This window comes from Pseudomonas sp. TYF_14 (assembly GCF_043105275.1).
GTDB classification, from domain to species: domain Bacteria; phylum Pseudomonadota; class Gammaproteobacteria; order Pseudomonadales; family Pseudomonadaceae; genus Aquipseudomonas; species Aquipseudomonas alloputida.
The window spans coordinates 24,185-41,944 of sequence record NZ_JBICLK010000086.1 but is presented as its reverse complement, the minus strand read 5'-3'; the positions used below and the strand labels follow the sequence as shown (position 1 = coordinate 41,944).

14 protein-coding genes are annotated in these 17,760 nt (G+C 61.8%); 9 read left to right on the top strand and 5 right to left on the bottom strand.

Translation table 11 applies throughout. The features are described 5' to 3' along the window. Positions 1 to 52 precede the first annotated feature (52 nt). Both lldD and ACF8O8_RS22925 read right to left on the bottom strand, forming a co-directional pair. On the bottom strand, positions 53 to 1,198 hold the full coding sequence (gene lldD / locus ACF8O8_RS22930; RefSeq protein WP_003249907.1) for an FMN-dependent L-lactate dehydrogenase LldD: 1,146 nt from the start codon (positions 1,196 to 1,198) through the stop codon (positions 53 to 55). Between the two features lie 62 nt (positions 1,199 to 1,260). Beyond that, positions 1,261 to 2,931 (bottom strand): lactate permease LctP family transporter, encoded by a 1,671-nt coding sequence (locus tag ACF8O8_RS22925; protein ID WP_010955372.1) that lies wholly within the window; start codon positions 2,929 to 2,931, stop codon positions 1,261 to 1,263. 256 nt (positions 2,932 to 3,187) lie between these two features. On the opposite strand from ACF8O8_RS22925, the gene ACF8O8_RS22920 reads away from it, so the two are divergent. Continuing rightward, positions 3,188 to 3,955, top strand: coding sequence for an FCD domain-containing protein (locus ACF8O8_RS22920; RefSeq protein ID WP_010955371.1), 768 nt, complete (start codon positions 3,188 to 3,190; stop codon positions 3,953 to 3,955). Positions 3,956 to 4,087: 132 nt separating this feature from the next. Here the strand turns inward: ACF8O8_RS22920 and smpB are convergent, their stop codons facing one another. Beyond that, on the bottom strand, positions 4,088 to 4,570 hold the full coding sequence (smpB, locus tag ACF8O8_RS22915; RefSeq protein ID WP_003249914.1) for an SsrA-binding protein SmpB: 483 nt from the start codon (positions 4,568 to 4,570) through the stop codon (positions 4,088 to 4,090). 163 nt (positions 4,571 to 4,733) lie between these two features. Between smpB and ACF8O8_RS22910 the strand changes: the two genes are divergently transcribed. Further along, entirely contained in the window at positions 4,734 to 5,168 is a 435-nt protein-coding gene (locus ACF8O8_RS22910; protein WP_003249916.1) for a type II toxin-antitoxin system RatA family toxin, read from the top strand. A gap of 62 nt (positions 5,169 to 5,230) precedes the next feature. On the opposite strand, the gene ACF8O8_RS22905 is transcribed toward ACF8O8_RS22910, so the two are convergent. Further along, on the bottom strand, positions 5,231 to 5,767 hold the full coding sequence (locus ACF8O8_RS22905; protein WP_010955369.1) for an outer membrane protein assembly factor BamE: 537 nt from the start codon (positions 5,765 to 5,767) through the stop codon (positions 5,231 to 5,233). Positions 5,768 to 5,864: 97 nt separating this feature from the next. Between ACF8O8_RS22905 and fur the strand changes: the two genes are divergently transcribed. Beyond that, positions 5,865 to 6,269, top strand: coding sequence for a ferric iron uptake transcriptional regulator (gene fur, locus ACF8O8_RS22900; protein WP_003249922.1), 405 nt, complete (start codon positions 5,865 to 5,867; stop codon positions 6,267 to 6,269). A gap of 107 nt (positions 6,270 to 6,376) precedes the next feature. Here fur and recN read toward each other — a convergent pair whose 3' ends face one another. Further along, on the bottom strand, positions 6,377 to 8,050 hold the full coding sequence (gene recN, locus ACF8O8_RS22895; RefSeq protein ID WP_392510531.1) for a DNA repair protein RecN: 1,674 nt from the start codon (positions 8,048 to 8,050) through the stop codon (positions 6,377 to 6,379). Between the two features lie 192 nt (positions 8,051 to 8,242). Here recN and grpE point away from each other — a divergent pair, with 192 nt between their 5' ends. The 6 genes from grpE to carB all read left to right on the top strand — a co-directional run bounded on the left by grpE (position 8,243) and on the right by carB (position 17,760). Continuing rightward, complete coding sequence (grpE, locus tag ACF8O8_RS22890) at positions 8,243 to 8,800, top strand: nucleotide exchange factor GrpE (RefSeq protein ID WP_010955367.1); 558 nt, start codon at positions 8,243 to 8,245, stop codon at positions 8,798 to 8,800. Positions 8,801 to 8,901: 101 nt separating this feature from the next. Next, the gene (gene dnaK, locus ACF8O8_RS22885) at positions 8,902 to 10,827 is read left to right on the top strand and encodes a molecular chaperone DnaK (RefSeq protein ID WP_010955366.1); all 1,926 of its coding nucleotides are present in this window, start codon (positions 8,902 to 8,904) and stop codon (positions 10,825 to 10,827) included. A 198-nt stretch (positions 10,828 to 11,025) separates the two neighbouring features. Continuing rightward, complete coding sequence (dnaJ, locus tag ACF8O8_RS22880) at positions 11,026 to 12,153, top strand: molecular chaperone DnaJ (RefSeq protein ID WP_020193785.1); 1,128 nt, start codon at positions 11,026 to 11,028, stop codon at positions 12,151 to 12,153. A gap of 13 nt (positions 12,154 to 12,166) precedes the next feature. Further along, positions 12,167 to 12,970 carry a 4-hydroxy-tetrahydrodipicolinate reductase gene (dapB, locus tag ACF8O8_RS22875; RefSeq protein ID WP_003249933.1) on the top strand — a complete coding sequence of 268 codons (804 nt, stop codon included), beginning with the start codon at positions 12,167 to 12,169 and terminating at the stop codon, positions 12,968 to 12,970. Between the two features lie 326 nt (positions 12,971 to 13,296). Further along, positions 13,297 to 14,433 carry a glutamine-hydrolyzing carbamoyl-phosphate synthase small subunit gene (gene carA, locus ACF8O8_RS22870; protein WP_010955364.1) on the top strand — a complete coding sequence of 379 codons (1,137 nt, stop codon included), beginning with the start codon at positions 13,297 to 13,299 and terminating at the stop codon, positions 14,431 to 14,433. 105 nt (positions 14,434 to 14,538) lie between these two features. Beyond that, positions 14,539 to 17,760 carry a carbamoyl-phosphate synthase large subunit gene (carB, locus tag ACF8O8_RS22865; protein WP_010955363.1) on the top strand — a complete coding sequence of 1,074 codons (3,222 nt, stop codon included), beginning with the start codon at positions 14,539 to 14,541 and terminating at the stop codon, positions 17,758 to 17,760.

Genomic DNA, 17,760 nt, shown 5'->3' with positions numbered 1-17,760 from the left:
CGTCTGTGCGCTACATGCCCCGGGTCATTCAGGCGGTGGTTCTTGCAGGCGTTCAGGCGCCCAGTTCGCGTACCAGCGAGTCGCGGGTGATCTCGCTGATCGACTTGGCACCGGTCAGCACCATGGCCACGCGCATTTCCTTTTCGAACAGCTCAAGCAGGTTTTTCACGCCGGCCTGGCCATGCACGGCAAGGGCGTAAAGGAAGGCGCGGCCGATCAGTACGGTGTCGGCACCCAGGGCGATCATGCGCACCACGTCCAGGCCACTGCGAATGCCCGAGTCGGCCAGGATCTTCAGGTCACCTTTGACCGCGTCGGCAATGGCCGGCAGGGCGCGGGCACTGGACAGCACGCCGTCGAGCTGGCGGCCGCCGTGGTTGGACACCACGATACCGTCGGCACCGAACTTGACCGCATCGCGGGCGTCATCGGCATCGAGAATGCCCTTGATGATCATCGGGCCGTCCCAGAACTCGCGGATCCACTCCAGGTCCTTCCAGGAAATGGACGGGTCGAAGTTGTTGCCCAGCCAGCCGATGTAGTCGGCAAGGCCGGTGGGGTTGCCACGGTATTTGGAGATGTTGCCCAGGTCATGCGGGCGGCCCATCACGCCCACGTCCCATGCCCACTCGGGGTGGGTCATGGCTTGCAGCACGCGGCGCAGCGGGCCGTTCTTGCCGCTCATGCCAGAGTGGGCGTCGCGGTAGCGAGCGCCGGGTACGGGCATGTCCACGGTGAACACCAGGGTCTTGACGCCGGCGGCCTTGGCCCGCTCCAGGGCATTACGCATGAAGCCGCGGTCCTTGAGCACATACAGCTGGAACCACATCGGCCGGTTGATGGCGGGCGCCACTTCTTCGATCGGGCACACCGAGACGGTCGACATGGTGAACGGGATGCCATGGGCCGCCGCTGCGCGTGCGGCCTGCACTTCGCCACGGCGGGCGTACATGCCGGTGAGGCCGACCGGGGCCAAGGCCACCGGCATGCTCAGGGTTTCGTCGAACAGCTTGGTTTCCAGGCTGAGCTCGGACATGTTGTTCAGCACGCGCTGGCGCAGGGCGATGCCGGCCAGGTCCGAGACGTTGTGGCGCAGGGTGTGCTCGGCGTAGGCGCCGCCGTCAGCGTAGTGGAACAGGAAGGGGGGCAGCTTGCGTTGGGCCGCGGCGCGATAGTCGGTAGAGGCAGAAATGATCATGGATTCTCGCAGCGTTGCTTGTGGGAGTGCCGGGCGCGCGACGGCGCCCGGCCCCTTTCACTTTAGTGATGAACCAGCATGCCGGTCAGCCAGTAAGCCTGGACCAGGGTGATCAGGCCGACGATGGTGGCGAAGAACAGGCTGTGCTTGACGGTGAAGCGGAACAGGTCGGATTCCTTGCCGACCAGGCCGGTAGCGGCGCAGGCCACGGCGATCGATTGCGGCGAGATCATCTTGCCGGTTACGCCGCCGCTGGTGTTGGCCGCCACCAGCAGGGTGTCGTTGACCCCGATCTGGTGCGCGGTGGTGGCCTGCAGCGAGCTGAACAGGGCGTTGGACGAGGTGTCCGAGCCGGTCAGGAACACGCCCAGCCAGCCGAGGAACGGCGAGAAGAACGGGAACGCGGCGCCGGTACCGGCCAGCACCAGGGCCATGGTCGAGGACATGCCCGAGTAGTTGGTGACGAAGGCGAAGGCCAACACCATGCCGATCGACAGAATCGGCCAGCGCAGTTCCCAGAAGGTTTCTTTGAAAGTGGTAAGACCAGTTTTGAAGTTGATCTTCAGCACCGCCATCGAGATCAGCGCCGAGAGGAAGATCGCGGTGCCGGTGGCGGAGATCGGGTCCAGCTTGAACACCGCTGGCATGGCGGTCGGCGCGGCTACGATCGGTGCGGTCTTGATCACCAGCTGGTCGAGGTGCGGGATGGCGAAGTTGAACACGAAGTTGTACATCGCGCCGCCCGGAGCGAAAGCCGCCTTGAACGGCTTCAGGGTCCAGATGGTGACCAGCACGGTGAGGATCAGGAACGGCGACCAGGCCTTGAAGATCTCGCCAAAGCTGTACGGGCTAGGCTGGCTGCCGCTTGGCTGCACAACGGCTGCGCCGACACTGCCTTTGGCCTCGCTGAACGCACGCTTGGGCTGCCAGACTTTCAGGAAGAGGGTAAGGCAGATCAGGCTGGCCAGTGCCGAGGTGATGTCTGGCAGTTCCGGGCCGATGAAGTTCGAGGTGAAGTACTGGGTGACGGCAAAGCTCAGGCCGGCGACCAGGGCGGCAGGCCAGGTTTCCTTCACGCCACGCAGGCCGTCCATCATGAACACCAGCCAGAACGGCACGAACAGCGACAGCAGCGGCAGCTGGCGGCCGGTCATGGCGCCGATGTGGAAGGCGTCGATACCGGTGACCTGGCCGGCCACGATGATCGGGATGCCCAGGGCGCCGAAGGCCACTGGCGCGGTGTTGGCGATCAGGCACAGGCCGGCAGCGTACAGCGGGTTGAAGCCCAGGCCCACCAGCAGTGCGGCAGTGATGGCCACCGGTGCACCAAAGCCTGCCGCACCTTCGAGGAAGGCGCCGAAGCAGAAGCCGATCAACAGCACTTGCAGGCGCTGGTCGTCGGTAATCGACAGCACCGAGCTGCGGATCACTTCGAACTGGCCGCTCTTGACCGTGAGTTTGTACAGGAACACCGCGGCAACGATGATCCAGGCAATTGGCCAGAGGCCATAGAGGAAGCCGTAACCCGCGGCGGCGAGGGCCATGTCGACAGGCATCTGGAAGGCGAAGATCGCCACCAGGATCGACAGCGCGAGGGTGATGCTGCCCGCTACGTGGCCCTTGAGGCGGAACACGGCGAGGGCCAGGAAGAAGAACACGATAGGGATGACCGCCGCCAGTGCGGACAGGCCAAGACTACCAAGCGGGCTATAGAGTTGTTGCCAGGTTTGCATATGGGGTGGCCCCTAATTGTTGTTGGTCAGGCACTGGCATTGGATAATTGGTAAGACCAATTTACAATGGCTGGGCGCTAGGTTAAAAGCGCTGCGGTGGGTGTGTCAATTTGTCCCGTGCAAAACTTTGGTCGCGTGCCGATGAGCGGGCGTCTGATGTGCTCGGAAAATCGCGGCTTGATGGGTGTTTGCGTGGCCTGGATCGGCGAGAATAGGCACCCCCTGAAATTTGCCGGGGGTTTGTGGAGAGCATGTGATGGTTTTTGATCAGGTACGCCAACGGCGCCTGTCCGACGACATTGTCGATCGGCTGGAAGGGATGATTCTGGAAGGCACGCTGACCTCGGGGCAGCGGCTGCCGGCCGAGCGCGTCCTGGCCGAGCAGTTTGGTGTGTCCCGCCCGTCACTGCGTGAGGCGATCCAGAAGCTGGTGGCCAAGGGGCTGCTGGTCAGCCGTCAGGGCGGGGGCAATTTTGTGGCGGAGTCGTTGGGGTCCACCTTCAGCGACCCGTTGCTGCAGTTGCTCGAGCACAGTGCCGAAGCGCAGCGTGACCTGCTCGAGTTCCGCCATACCTTGGAGGCGTCCTGCGCCTATTACGCTGCCCAGCGTGCCACCGAGCCGGACCGGGCACGGTTGAAGGCGGCCTTCGATGCGCTACAGGATTGCTATGCCAGGGTCGATGAGGTGACCCGTGCGGAGGAGGGCGCGGCTGATGCGCGCTTCCACCTGGCGATCGCCGAGGCCAGTCATAACGCGGTGTTGCTGCACACCATCCGGGGTTTGTTCGACCTGCTCAAGCGTAACGTGGTGACCAACATCGGCGGCATGTACCAGCAGCGCACCGAAACCCGGGACATGCTGATCAGCCAGCACCGGGAACTGTACCTGGCGATTGTCGAGGGCAGGGCGGAGGATGCGCGGGAGGTGTCCAGCCGGCACATTTTGTATGTGCAGGAGGTGCTGCATGAGGCGCACGAAGAAGCGCAGCGGGTGGCACGGGCAGAGCGGCGCAGCGGGCGCTGAGGCTTTTATGGGCAGTACCGGCCTCTTCGCGGGCAAGCCCGCTCCCACAGGATAGGCGCCGGGCTTGAATCTGGTGCCATTCCTGTGGGGGCGGGCTTGCCCGCGAAGAGGCCGGAACAGGTTGAAGAGTAGTTACTCTTCCTTGCCCTTGTTCCGCACAGCCCGCTGCAGCTCGCGGTTGGAATCGCGTTCGCGCATGGTGTCGCGCTTGTCGAATTCCTTCTTGCCCTTGCCCAGTGCGATTTCGCACTTGATCAGGTGCTTGCTCCAGTACAGCGCCAAAGCCACACAGGTGTAGCCTTTTTGCGCCACGGCCGCCTCCACGCGCTCGAGCTCGCGCTTGTTCAGCAGCAGCTTGCGGGTGCGTGTGGGGTCGGCGATGACGTGGGTGCTGGCCGTGGTCAGCGGGGTGATGTGGCTGCCGAACAGCCAGGCCTCACCGTCCTTGAGCAGCACGTAGCTGTCAGTCAGGTGCGCCTTGCCGGCTCGCAGGCTTTTTACTTCCCAGCCGGACAGGACCAGCCCGGCCTCGAACTTGTGTTCGATGAAGTAATCGTGTCGCGCTTTCTTGTTTTGCGCGATGGTCCCGGTCGGATGTTTTTTTTGCTTAGCCATAGGGGCGGCATTATAGGCAAGTCCGCGCGTCGTCCGCTATGGGATTTCGGTGTGCTTGAGCCACTGGAATGAATACCGGACAATACAAACCCTGTCATACGCACAGAACCTGTTTTCGGCACGCTGCGAAGCGCCGCCACCCAGCCTTGGAAGTGACGCCTGGATGACTACCCATATTCAACGCTCCGCCCTGCTGCCATACCCCGCCCAGGCGCTTTACGATCTGGTCAACGATGTGGCCAGCTACCCTGAGTTTTTGCCGTGGTGCTCGGCCTCGACGGTGATCGAAACCAGCGATACACACATGCGTGCCAAGCTCGAAGTGGCCAAGGGGGGCATGAGCCAGCACTTCGTGACGCGTAACGTGCTGGTGCCGGGGCAGTCCATCGAGATGAACCTCGAAGAAGGGCCATTCACCCAGCTGCATGGTGTTTGGGTGTTCAAGCCGCTGGGTGAAAAAGCCTGCAAGATCAGCCTGGACCTGTCCTTCGATTACGCTGGGCCGATTGTGCGCGCCACGTTGGGCCCGCTGTTCAATCAGGCGGCCAACACACTGGTCGATGCGTTCTGTCAGCGTGCCAAGCAATTGAATGCCTGACGGATAAGGCACAAACAAAAAGCCCGGACCAGGTCCGGGCTTTTTGCATCTGCTGTTCCCGCTTAGCGGGTTTCCAGCGGTGCCGGGGTCGGGACCGGGGTGGTCTCGATGGTGTCGATCTCGCGCTGGATGGACTCTTCGGTCGAACCAGGCTTGGCCGGTTTTTCTTCAGGTTGCGCTGCCGGCTGTTCGGTCTGGCCTGGCTCGGTAGCCGGGCTGACGGTGGTATCGCTGCTGCCGCCGAGGATTTCCTGATCGCGACTGACGCCTGGCATGAAGTCGCCAGACAGGCTGACCAGTTGATCGCTTTCGTTGAAAAATACACTCATGCGTTCTTGCTGACGTTTACCGCCACCAGGCTGCAGGCTGTACAGGTAATCCCAACGATTGGTGTTGAAGGTGTCCTGAATCAGCGGGTTGCCCATGATAAACCTTACTTGCCGGCGGGTCATTCCCGGGCGTAATTGGTCTATCATGTCTTGCGTGACGACATTGCCCTGCTGGATGTCGATTTTGTAAACCCCGGGAAACGAGCAACCGGCGAGTGCGAGCAGTCCCACTAGGGTGAGGCTGGTTAGCAAGAGCTTGGTGTTTTGCATCGGTGGGCGACTTCCACTATCTTGGCTGGACAACGTAAACCCCGATCATACCCGTATTAAGAGAAGCTGCGAAGCAGCATCGGCGAGAAAGCTGACCATGGTTGAAAATAGCGAATTGCGCAAAGCCGGTCTCAAGGTGACCCTGCCTCGAGTCAAGATCCTTCAGATGCTCGACTCTACCGAGCAGCGTCACATGAGTGCAGAGGATGTCTACAAGGCGCTGATGGAGGCTGGCGAGGATGTAGGCCTGGCCACCGTCTATCGCGTGCTGACCCAGTTCGAGGCGGCGGGTCTGGTGGTTCGCCACAACTTCGACGGCGGTCATGCAGTGTTCGAGCTGGCCGATGGCGGTCACCACGACCACATGGTGAACGTGGATACCAGTGAAGTCATCGAATTCATGGATGCCGAAATCGAGAAGCGCCAGCGCGAAATCGTAGCCGAGCATGGCTTCGAGCTGGTGGACCACAATCTGGTCCTGTACGTGCGTAAGAAGAAGTAACGATTTTTCGTTATGGATAGCAAAGGCGACCTTCGGGTCGCCTTTGTGCTTTCTGAAGCTGAAAGATGTGTTGTCCGTGCCCGCGAATCGTCCTGGAAAAGCAAGGCTCAGGCCTTGCCGCTCACCACCATCTTGCGCGCATGCGCCAAAGATTCCTTGGTCAGGTCGATACCGCCGAGCATCCGCGCCACTTCTTCCACGCGCTCACGCTTGCCAAGGCTAGCCACGGCGGTGTGGGTGGTGTCGCTGTTGCGCACCTTGTGCACGAACAGATGGTGATGCCCCTGCGCCGCCACCTGCGGCAGGTGGGTCACGGTCAGTACCTGGCCGCGTTCGCCCAGGCGCCGCAGCAGTTGGCCGACGATTTCTGCCGTTGGCCCGCCAATACCCACGTCGACTTCGTCGAACACCAGGGTGGGAATGCGCGAGGTCTGCGCGGTAATGACCTGGATCGCCAGGCTGATACGCGACAGTTCGCCACCCGACGCCACCTTCGCCAGGGCCTTGAGCGGCTGGCCAGGGTTGGCACTGACCAGCAGTTCGATCTGCTCCAGGCCATGGGGTGACAGTTCGGTGCCTTCGTTCGCTGTCAGTTCGATGCAGAAGCGCCCTCCAGGCATGCCCAGGCGCTGGATTTCCTGCTCCACCGCGCCTGCCAGCTGCTGCGCCGCTTGCTGGCGCAGGCCGCTGAGTTCGCGCGCCTTCTCTTTATAGTGCTGGGCGTAGGCGGCAAGCTCTTCGCCCAGCCGCTCGATCGACTCGTCACTGGCGTTAAGGCCTTCCAGCTCCTCCATCAGTTGCTGTTGCAGGTGGGGCAGTTCGGTGGGGTGCACCCGGTGTTTGCGTGCCAGGGTGTAGATGGTGTCCAGGCGCTCTTCCAGGGCTTGCAGGCGCATCGGGTCGGCGTCGAAGTTGTCGAGGAAGCGGTTGAGTTCGCCCACGGCTTCCTCGACCTGAATCTGCGCGCTGGCGATCAGGTTGGCCGCTTCGCTCAGCGCTTTGGGCGAATTGGTGGCGGCACCCAGGCGGTTGAGGCTGGAGGTGAGGGCGCTGAGCACATTGCCCGAATCGCTTTCGCTGCACTGGTCGATGACCTGGCGGCAGATGCCGAACAGGGCTTCGGCGCTGGTCAGGTTCTTGTGTTCCTGTTCCAGCTGCTCCAGTTCGTGCTCGCCCAGGCCGAGGTTGTCCAGTTCTTCCAGCTGGTAACTGAGCAACTGGTGGCGGGCGCGCTGCTCGTCGCCCGAGTTGGAGAGGCGCTCCAGCTCCAGGCGGGTCTGGTTCCAGCGCTTGGCTGCAAGCTGTACCTGGCGGGCCAGGTCGACGGCGCCGGCATACTCGTCAAGCAGGCGGCGGTGGGTGTCGGTCTTGAGCAGGGACTGGTGCTCGTGCTGGCTGTGGATATCGATCAGCAGTTCGCCCAGCGCCTTGAGGTCGCCGAGCGGGCAGGGCGTGCCGTTGATGTAGCCGCGGCTGCGGCCTTCGGCGGTGATCACCCGGCGCAGGATGCACAGGCCTTCGTTGTCCAGGTCGCGCTCGGCCAGCCAGGTGTGGGCTTCGGGAATGTCCACCAGGTCGAAGGTGGCCAGGATGTCCGCCTTGTCGGTGCCGGGGCGCACCACCCCGCTGTCGGCACGGTCGCCCAGGGCAAGGCCGAGGGCGTCGAGCATGATCGATTTGCCGGCACCGGTCTCGCCGGTGATGACGGACATGCCGCGGGCGATTTCGAGGTCGAGGTGCTCGACGATGGCGTAGTTGTGAATGGACAGGTGCACCAGCATGGGGTCGGCTCCCGGAAATCAGGTCTGGTTATTTATACAGTACTTTTTTCAGGCCTGCCAATGCCCCTTCGCAGATTATGTTGCAGCCTTGAAAACCACCTTGCCCCTTGAACCTGGTTTTTCCGGCCCCATATAGCCGACATCCAAGGCGAGCCTGGCTCGCAGTCCACAAAATTGCGCAGGAGAGACCCCATGGCTGATGAGCAGCTGAACGAGAAAGACCTTAACGTGGAAGAAACCGGTGCAGGCAATGCAGCTGATACCCGTGTTCTGGAGCTCGAGGAACAGCTGGCCGCAGCCAAGGACCAGGCGCTGCGCGCCGTAGCCGACCTGCAGAACGTACGTCGTCGTGCCGAGCAGGATGTGGAGAAAGCCCACAAGTTCGCCCTGGAGAAGTTCTCCAGCGACTTGCTGCCGGTGATCGACAGCCTGGAACTGGCCCTGGCTCACTCCAGTGCCGACGATGAGCACGTCAAGCAGATCCGCGAAGGTGTCGAGCTGACCCTGAAGATGTTCCAGGACACCCTCAAGCGCTACAACCTTGAAGCCGTCGACCCGCACGGCCAGCCGTTCAACCCTGAGCACCACCAGGCCATGGCCATGCAGGAAAACGCCGAGGTCGAGCCAAACAGCGTGTTGAACGTGTTCCAGAAGGGTTACCTGCTGAACGGCCGCCTGCTGCGCCCCGCCATGGTGGTGGTCAGCAAGGCGCCGAGCGCGGCGCAACCCTCGATCAATGAAAAGGCTTGAAATCCTTCGGGGCATCCCCATCTAGGTGTCAAGCCTTCAAGTATTACCGCAGTTGGCCAAAGTAGTCGCTGCTACCAAATTCAAGTTTCGGGAGAGTTAACATGGGTAAAATCATCGGTATCGACCTGGGGACCACCAACTCGTGCGTCTCCATTCTGGAAAACGGTAACGTCAAAGTCATCGAAAACGCCGAAGGTGCGCGTACTACCCCTTCGATCGTGGCCTACGCCAACGATGGCGAAATCCTGGTTGGCCAGTCGGCCAAGCGCCAGGCAGTCACCAACCCGCACAACACCCTGTTCGCAGTGAAGCGCCTGATTGGCCGCCGCTTCGAAGAAGATGTCGTGCAGAAAGACATCAAGCTGGTGCCGTACAAGATCGTCAAGGCGAACAACGGTGACGCGTGGGTCGAGGCTGCTGGCAAGGAAATGGCTCCGCCGCAGATCAGTGCCGAAGTCCTGAAGAAAATGAAGAAGACCGCCGAAGACTACCTCGGCGAGCCAGTCACCGAAGCGGTCATCACCGTTCCGGCCTACTTCAACGACAGCCAGCGTCAGGCGACCAAAGACGCCGGCCGCATCGCTGGCCTGGACGTAAAACGCATCATCAACGAGCCGACTGCCGCTGCACTGGCTTACGGCATGGACAAGGCCAAGGGCGACCACACCGTCATCGTTTATGACCTGGGTGGTGGTACCTTCGACGTTTCGGTCATCGAAATCGCCGAAGTCGACGGTGAGCACCAGTTCGAAGTACTGGCTACCAACGGCGACACCTTCCTGGGTGGCGAAGACTTCGACATGCGCCTGATCGACTACCTTGTCGACGAGTTCAAGAAAGAGTCGGGCATGGACCTGAAGAACGATCCTCTGGCCCTGCAGCGTCTGAAAGAAGCCGCAGAAAAAGCCAAGATCGAGCTGTCGTCCGCTCAGTCGACCGACGTCAACCTGCCGTACATCACTGCAGATGCCACCGGTCCTAAGCACCTGAACGTGAAGATCTCCCGCGCCAAGCTGGAGTCGCTGGTCGAAGACCTGGTCAAGCGTACCATCGAGCCTTGCCGCATCGCCCTGAAAGACGCCGGCATCGACGCCAGCAAGATCGACGACGTGATCCTGGTCGGTGGTCAGACCCGCATGCCGCTGGTGCAGAAAGAAGTGGCCGACTTCTTCGGTAAAGAAGCGCGCAAGGACGTCAACCCGGACGAAGCCGTTGCCATGGGTGCTGCCATCCAGGGTGCGGTACTGGCCGGTGACGTGAAAGACGTCCTGCTGCTGGACGTCAGCCCGCTGACCCTGGGTATCGAAACCATGGGCGGCGTGATGACCGCGCTGATCGAGAAGAACACCACCATCCCGACCAAGAAGTCGCAGGTGTTCTCGACTGCCGACGACAACCAGAGCGCCGTGACCATTCACGTGCTGCAAGGTGAGCGTAAGCAGGCTGCGCAGAACAAGTCGCTGGGCAAGTTCGACCTGGCTGACATTCCGCCAGCACCGCGCGGCGTGCCGCAAATCGAAGTGACCTTCGACATCGACGCCAACGGCATCCTGCACGTAGGTGCGAAAGACAAGGCCACCGGCAAGACTCAGTCGATCGTGATCAAGGCCAACTCCGGCCTGTCGGACGAAGAGATCGAGCGTATGGTGCGTGACGCCGAGGCCAACGCCGAGGAAGACCGCAAGTTCGAAGAGCTGGCTGCTGCCCGTAACCAGGGTGACGCGCTGGTACACTCGACCCGCAAGATGGTCGCTGACGCAGGTGACAAGGTTACCGCTGAAGAGAAAACCGCCATCGAGGCCGCCGTTGTTGCCCTGGAAGCCGCTGTCAAAGGCGACGACAAGGCTGCCATCGACGCCAAGGTTGAAGAGCTGTCCAAGGTCTCTGCCCCGGTTGCCCAGAAGATGTACGCCGAGCAGTCGGCTGAACAGCCTCAGGGTGGCGCGCAGCAGGCCGAGCCGGAAGCCAAGCACGATGACGTGGTTGACGCCGAGTTCGAAGAAGTGAAAGACAACAACAAGCAGTAATCCCTGCATGTTGTCGGCCAGTTCCCCGTCGTTTGCCGGTGAGCTGGTAGGATGTCGCCGCGCGGGGGCTTGCTCCCGCGTTGGCGTATCTGGAATTCGAGAATTTTTACAGCATCTGTCAGTGGCTCTTAATGGGTAGCAGGCGGGTGCTGATGGCGTGGCGCAGATGCCACACGCCCAACAAGGTGCAAATGACCTATGTCCAAGCGTGATTATTATGAGGTCCTGGGTGTCGAGCGCGGCGCCACTGAAGCGGACCTCAAGAAGGCTTACCGCCGTTTGGCGATGAAATATCACCCGGACCGCAACCCGGGCGATAAAGAATCGGAAGACAAGTTCAAGGAGGCCAACGAGGCCTACGAAGTGCTGTCAGACGCGAGCAAGCGTGCGGCCTTCGACCAGTATGGCCATGCGGGTGTCGACCCAAGCATGGGTGGCGGTGGTGCCGGCTTTGGTGGTGCCAATTTCTCCGACATCTTCGGCGATGTGTTCAGCGACTTCTTCGGCGGCGGTGGTCGCGGTGGCGGTCGAGGCGGTGCCCAGCGCGGCAGCGACCTGCGCTACACCCTGGAGCTGAACCTGGAAGAAGCGGTGCGTGGCACCACGGTCAGTATCCGCGTGCCCACCCTGGTCAACTGCAAGCCTTGCGACGGTTCCGGTGCCAAGAAGGGTTCGACCCCGTCGACCTGCCCGACCTGTGGCGGCATCGGCCAGGTGCGCATGCAGCAAGGCTTCTTCTCGGTGCAGCAAACCTGCCCGCGCTGCCATGGCCAAGGCAAGATCATTACCGACCCGTGCACTTCGTGCCATGGTGAAGGGCGTGTCGAGGAATACAAGACGCTGTCGGTCAAGGTGCCGGCAGGTGTCGATACCGGCGACCGCATCCGTCTGTCGGGTGAGGGCGAGGCCGGTACTCATGGTGGCCCGACTGGCGACCTGTACGTGGTGATCAGCGTGCGTGAGCACGAGATTTTCCAGCGCGATGGCAAGCATTTGTACTGTGAGGTACCGATCAGCTACACCGATGCTGCCCTGGGTGGCGAGCTGGAAGTGCCGACCCTGGATGGTCGCGTGAAGCTGAAGATTCCGGAAGGCACCCAGACCGGCAAGCAGTTCCGTCTGCGTGGCAAGGGTGTTGCCCCGGTGCGTGGTGGTGGTGCGGGTGACCTGCTGTGCCGTGTGGCCGTAGAAACCCCGGTCAATCTCAGTCGCCGTCAGCGCGAGCTGCTCGAAGAGCTGCGTGATTCGCTGGAAGGTGACAGTTCCCACTCGCCCAAGGCCAGCGGCTGGTTCGATGGTGTGAAGCGCTTCTTCGGCGATCTCTGACAAGGAACAGGTTATGCGACGTATTGCAGTGATGGGCGCGGCGGGGCGGATGGGCAAAACCCTCATCGAAGCCGTGCAACAAACCCCGGGCGCGGGGCTGACTGCGGCGATCGATCGCCCTGACAGCTCGTTGGTCGGGGCTGATGCCGGAGAGCTGGCGGCACTTGGCCGAATTGGCGTGCTGTTGTCCGACGACCTGGCCAAGGTTGCCGACGAGTTCGATGTACTGATCGACTTCACTCACCCCTCGGTGACCCTGAAGAACCTCGCGTTCTGCCGCAAGCACGGCAAGGCGATGATCATCGGCACGACCGGTTTTACAGTCGAAGAGAAGCAGCTGTTGGCCGAGGCTGGCAAGGATATTCCAATCGTGTTCGCCGCCAACTTCAGCGTGGGTGTCAACCTTAGCCTCAAGCTGCTGGATATGGCTGCGCGGGTGCTGGGCGATGATGTCGATATCGAAATCATCGAGGCGCACCACCGGCACAAGGTCGATGCGCCGTCGGGTACTGCACTGCGCATGGGTGAAGTGGTTGCCAATGCGCTGGGCCGTGATCTGCAGGAAGTGGCCGTGTATGGCCGTGAAGGGCAAACCGGCGCGCGTGATCGCAAAACCATCGGTTTCGCCACCGTGCGTGCCGGCGATGTGGTGGGCGATCACACCGTGTTGTTCGCTGCTGAAGGCGAGCGCCTGGAAATCACCCACAAGGCCTCCAGCCGCATGACCTTCGCCAAGGGTGCCGTGCGTGCGGCGCTGTGGCTGGACGGGCGTGAGCCGGGGCTGTACGACATGCAGGATGTGCTTGAGCTGCGTTAAGCCGTGAGTGTGGTGTGGGCTTCTTCGCGGGCTTGCCCGCTCCCACAGGTGCGGCGTTGCTCTTGGGCTGGTGCGATCCCTGTGAAAGCGCACCAGCCCGCGTAGAAGCCAACACAGATGTCAGTCTGTCGCATTGATGTGTTTTAGAGACACATCCGCGGTAGACCGAAAACACACTTTTCTGTAAGCTACAGCTTTAGTGTGTCCACTAAAAGCGCGCAGCGAATTGAATTCAGCACATGAAAGCGGGGTGACGTGTCCATACGTCACTCCGCTTTTTTGCAACCTGCGATCGCCCTTTCATGCTTGATTTACGGGAGGTCTTCTTGACAAAGCCAGCCATACTCGCCCTTGCCGACGGCAGTATTTTCCGCGGTGAAGCCATCGGTGCCGACGGTCAGACCGTTGGTGAGGTGGTATTCAACACCGCTATGACCGGCTACCAGGAAATCCTTACAGACCCTTCCTACGCGCAGCAAATCGTTACCCTGACCTACCCGCACATCGGCAACACCGGTACTACCCCGGAAGACGCCGAGTCGAGCCGCGTCTGGTCCGCTGGCCTGGTCATCCGTGACCTGCCGCTGCTGGCCAGCAACTGGCGTAACACCCAGTCGCTGCCTGAGTACCTCAAGGCCAACAACGTCGTCGCCATCGCCGGCATCGACACCCGTCGCCTGACCCGTATCCTGCGTGAAAAGGGCGCCCAGAACGGCTGCATTCTGGCGGGTGACAACATCAGCGAAGAAGCTGCCATCGCTGCTGCCCGCGGCTTCCCGGGCCTGAAGGGCATGGACCTGGCCAAGGTCGTCTCCACCAAGGAACGTTACGAGTGGCGCTCCAGCGTGTGGGAGCTGAAAACCGACAGCCACCCGACCATCGACGCTGCCGACCTGCCGTACCACGTGGTTGCCTTCGACTATGGCGTCAAGCTGAACATCCTGCGCATGCTGGTGGCCCGCGGCTGCCGCGTGACCGTGGTACCAGCCCAGACCCCGGCCAGCGAAGTACTGGCACTCAACCCGGACGGCGTGTTCCTGTCCAACGGCCCTGGTGACCCTGAGCCGTGCGACTACGCGATCCAGGCGATCAAGGAAATCCTCGAAACCGAGATCCCGGTATTCGGCATCTGCCTCGGCCACCAGCTGCTGGCCCTGGCGTCCGGCGCCAAGACCGTGAAAATGGGCCACGGCCACCACGGTGCCAACCACCCGGTCCAGGACCTGGATACTGGTGTGGTCATGATCACCAGCCAGAACCACGGTTTCGCCGTTGACGAGGCGACCCTGCCGGGCAACGTTCGCGCCATTCACAAGTCGCTGTTCGACGGCACCCTGCAGGGTATCGAGCGTACCGACAAGAGCGCGTTCAGCTTCCAGGGCCACCCTGAAGCGAGCCCGGGCCCGACCGACGTCGCGCCTCTGTTCGATCGTTTCACCGATGCCATGGCCAAGCGCCGCTGAGCATCCTGCTTCAAGGCCCCGGGCCGGCACCTGCCGCGCCCGGCAGCGCCTGACCCAGATTGTTCAAAGCGGCTTGCCGACTGACCCCGGATTTGAGTGACCACCATGCCAAAACGTACAGACATCAAAAGCATCCTGATTCTCGGCGCTGGCCCGATCGTGATCGGCCAGGCCTGCGAATTCGACTACTCCGGCGCCCAGGCCTGTAAAGCCCTGCGCGAGGAAGGTTTCCGCGTCATCCTGGTGAACTCCAACCCAGCCACCATCATGACCGACCCGGCCATGGCTGACGCCACCTACATCGAGCCGATCAAGTGGCAATCGGTGGCCAAGATCATCGAGAAAGAGCGCCCGGACGCCGTCCTGCCGACCATGGGTGGCCAGACCGCCCTGAACTGCGCCCTGGACCTGGAGCGCCACGGCGTTCTGGAAAAGTTCGGCGTGGAGATGATCGGTGCCAACGCTGACACCATCGACAAGGCCGAAGACCGTTCGCGCTTCGACAAGGCCATGAAGGACATCGGCCTGGAGTGCCCGCGCTCCGGTATCGCCCACAGCATGGAAGAGGCCAATGCGGTCCTCGAGAAGCTCGGCTTCCCATGCATCATTCGCCCGTCGTTCACCATGGGCGGCACCGGCGGCGGTATCGCTTACAACCGTGAAGAGTTCGAAGAAATCTGCACCCGTGGTCTGGACCTGTCGCCGACCAAAGAGCTGCTGATCGACGAATCGCTGATCGGCTGGAAGGAATACGAGATGGAGGTGGTCCGCGACAAGAAGGACAACTGCATCATCGTCTGCTCGATCGAGAACTTCGACCCGATGGGTGTGCACACCGGTGACTCGATCACTGTTGCCCCGGCACAGACCCTGACCGACAAGGAATACCAGATCATGCGCAACGCCTCGCTGGCGGTGCTGCGTGAAATCGGTGTGGAAACCGGCGGTTCCAACGTCCAGTTCGGCATTTGCCCGAACACCGGCCGCATGGTTGTCATCGAGATGAACCCGCGCGTGTCGCGTTCGTCCGCCCTGGCCTCCAAGGCCACCGGCTTCCCGATCGCCAAGATCGCCGCCAAGCTGGCCATTGGTTACACCCTCGACGAGCTGCAGAACGACATCACTGGCGGTCGCACCCCAGCGTCCTTCGAACCTTCGATCGACTACGTCGTCACCAAGCTGCCACGCTTCGCCTTCGAGAAATTCCCGAAAGCCGACGCCCGCCTGACCACCCAGATGAAATCCGTGGGTGAAGTCATGGCCATCGGCCGTACTTTCCAGGAATCCCTGCAGAAAGCCCTGCGCGGCCTGGAAGTCGGCGCCTGCGGCCTCGACCCGAAAGTCGACCTGGCCAGCCCGGAAGCCGCCAGCATCCTCAAGCGCGAACTGACCGTGCCGGGTGCCGAGCGTATCTGGTACGTGGCTGACGCCATGCGTTCGGGCATGACCTGCGAAGAAATCTTCAATCTGACCGGCATCGACATGTGGTTCCTGGTGCAGATGGAAGACCTGATCAAGGAAGAAGAGAAGGTCAAGACCCTGGCCCTGTCGGCAATCGACAAGGACTACATGCTGCGCCTCAAGCGCAAGGGCTTCTCGGACCAGCGCCTGGCAGTACTGCTGGGTATCACCGACAAGAACCTGCGTCGCCACCGCCACAAGCTGGAAGTGTTCCCGGTGTACAAGCGCGTCGACACCTGCGCCGCCGAGTTCGCCACCGACACCGCCTACCTGTACTCCACCTACGAGGAAGAGTGCGAGGCCAACCCGTCGACCCGCGACAAGATCATGATCCTGGGTGGCGGCCCGAACCGTATCGGCCAAGGTATCGAGTTCGACTACTGCTGCGTACACGCCGCCCTGGCGCTGCGTGAAGACGGTTACGAGACCATCATGGTCAACTGCAACCCGGAAACCGTCTCCACCGACTACGACACTTCCGACCGCCTGTACTTCGAGCCGCTGACCCTGGAAGACGTGCTGGAAGTCTGCCGCGTCGAGAAGCCGAAGGGCGTGATCGTTCACTACGGCGGCCAGACCCCGCTGAAGCTGGCCCGCGCTCTGGAAGAGGCTGGCGTGCCGATCATCGGTACCAGCCCTGACGCCATCGACCGCGCCGAAGACCGCGAGCGCTTCCAGCAGATGGTTCAGCGCCTGAGCCTGCTGCAGCCGCCAAACGCCACCGTGCGCAGCGAAGAAGAAGCCATCCGTGCTGCGGGCAGCATCGGCTACCCGCTGGTCGTGCGTCCGTCCTACGTACTGGGCGGCCGTGCCATGGAGATCGTCTACGAGCTGGACGAGCTCAAGCGCTACCTGCGTGAAGCGGTACAAGTGTCGAACGACAGCCCGGTACTGCTCGACCACTTCCTCAACTGCGCCATCGAGATGGACGTGGATGCGGTGTGCGACGGCACCGACGTGGTCATCGGCGCGATCATGCAGCACATCGAGCAGGCCGGCGTACACTCCGGCGACTCGGCGTGCTCGCTGCCACCTTACTCGCTGAGCAAGGAAGTGCAGGACGAAGTCCGCGTTCAGGTCAAGAAAATGGCGCTGGAGCTGGGTGTAGTCGGCCTGATGAACGTGCAGCTGGCCCTGCAGGGCGACAAGATCTACGTGATCGAAGTCAACCCGCGTGCCTCGCGTACCGTACCGTTCGTGTCCAAGTGCATCGGCACGTCCCTGGCGATGATCGCAGCCCGTGTCATGGCGGGTAAAACCCTGAAAGAGCTGGGCTTCACCCAGGAAATCATCCCGAACTTCTACAGCGTGAAGGAAGCCGTCTTCCCGTTCGCCAAGTTCCCAGGGGTTGACCCGATCCTCGGCCCTGAGATGAAATCGACCGGTGAAGTCATGGGTGTCGGTGACAGCTTCGGTGAAGCCTTCGCCAAAGCCCAGATGGGTGCCAGCGAAGTGCTGCCGACTGGCGGTACCGCGTTCATCAGCGTGCGCGACGACGACAAGCCACAAGTGGCCGGCGTTGCCCGCGACCTGATCGCCCTGGGCTTCGAAGTGGTTGCCACTGCCGGCACCGCCAAGGTTATCGAGGCGGCTGGCCTGAAAGTGCGCCGTGTGAACAAAGTGACCGAAGGTCGCCCTCACGTGGTCGACATGATCAAGAACGACGAAGTGTCGCTGATCATCAACACCACCGAAGGTCGTCAGTCGATCGCCGACTCCTACTCGATTCGTCGCAATGCGCTGCAGCACAAGATTTACTGCACCACTACCATTGCGGCTGGTGAAGCCATCTGCGAAGCGCTGAAATTCGGTCCCGAAAAGACCGTTCGTCGCTTGCAGGATCTGCATGCAGGACTGAAAGCATGA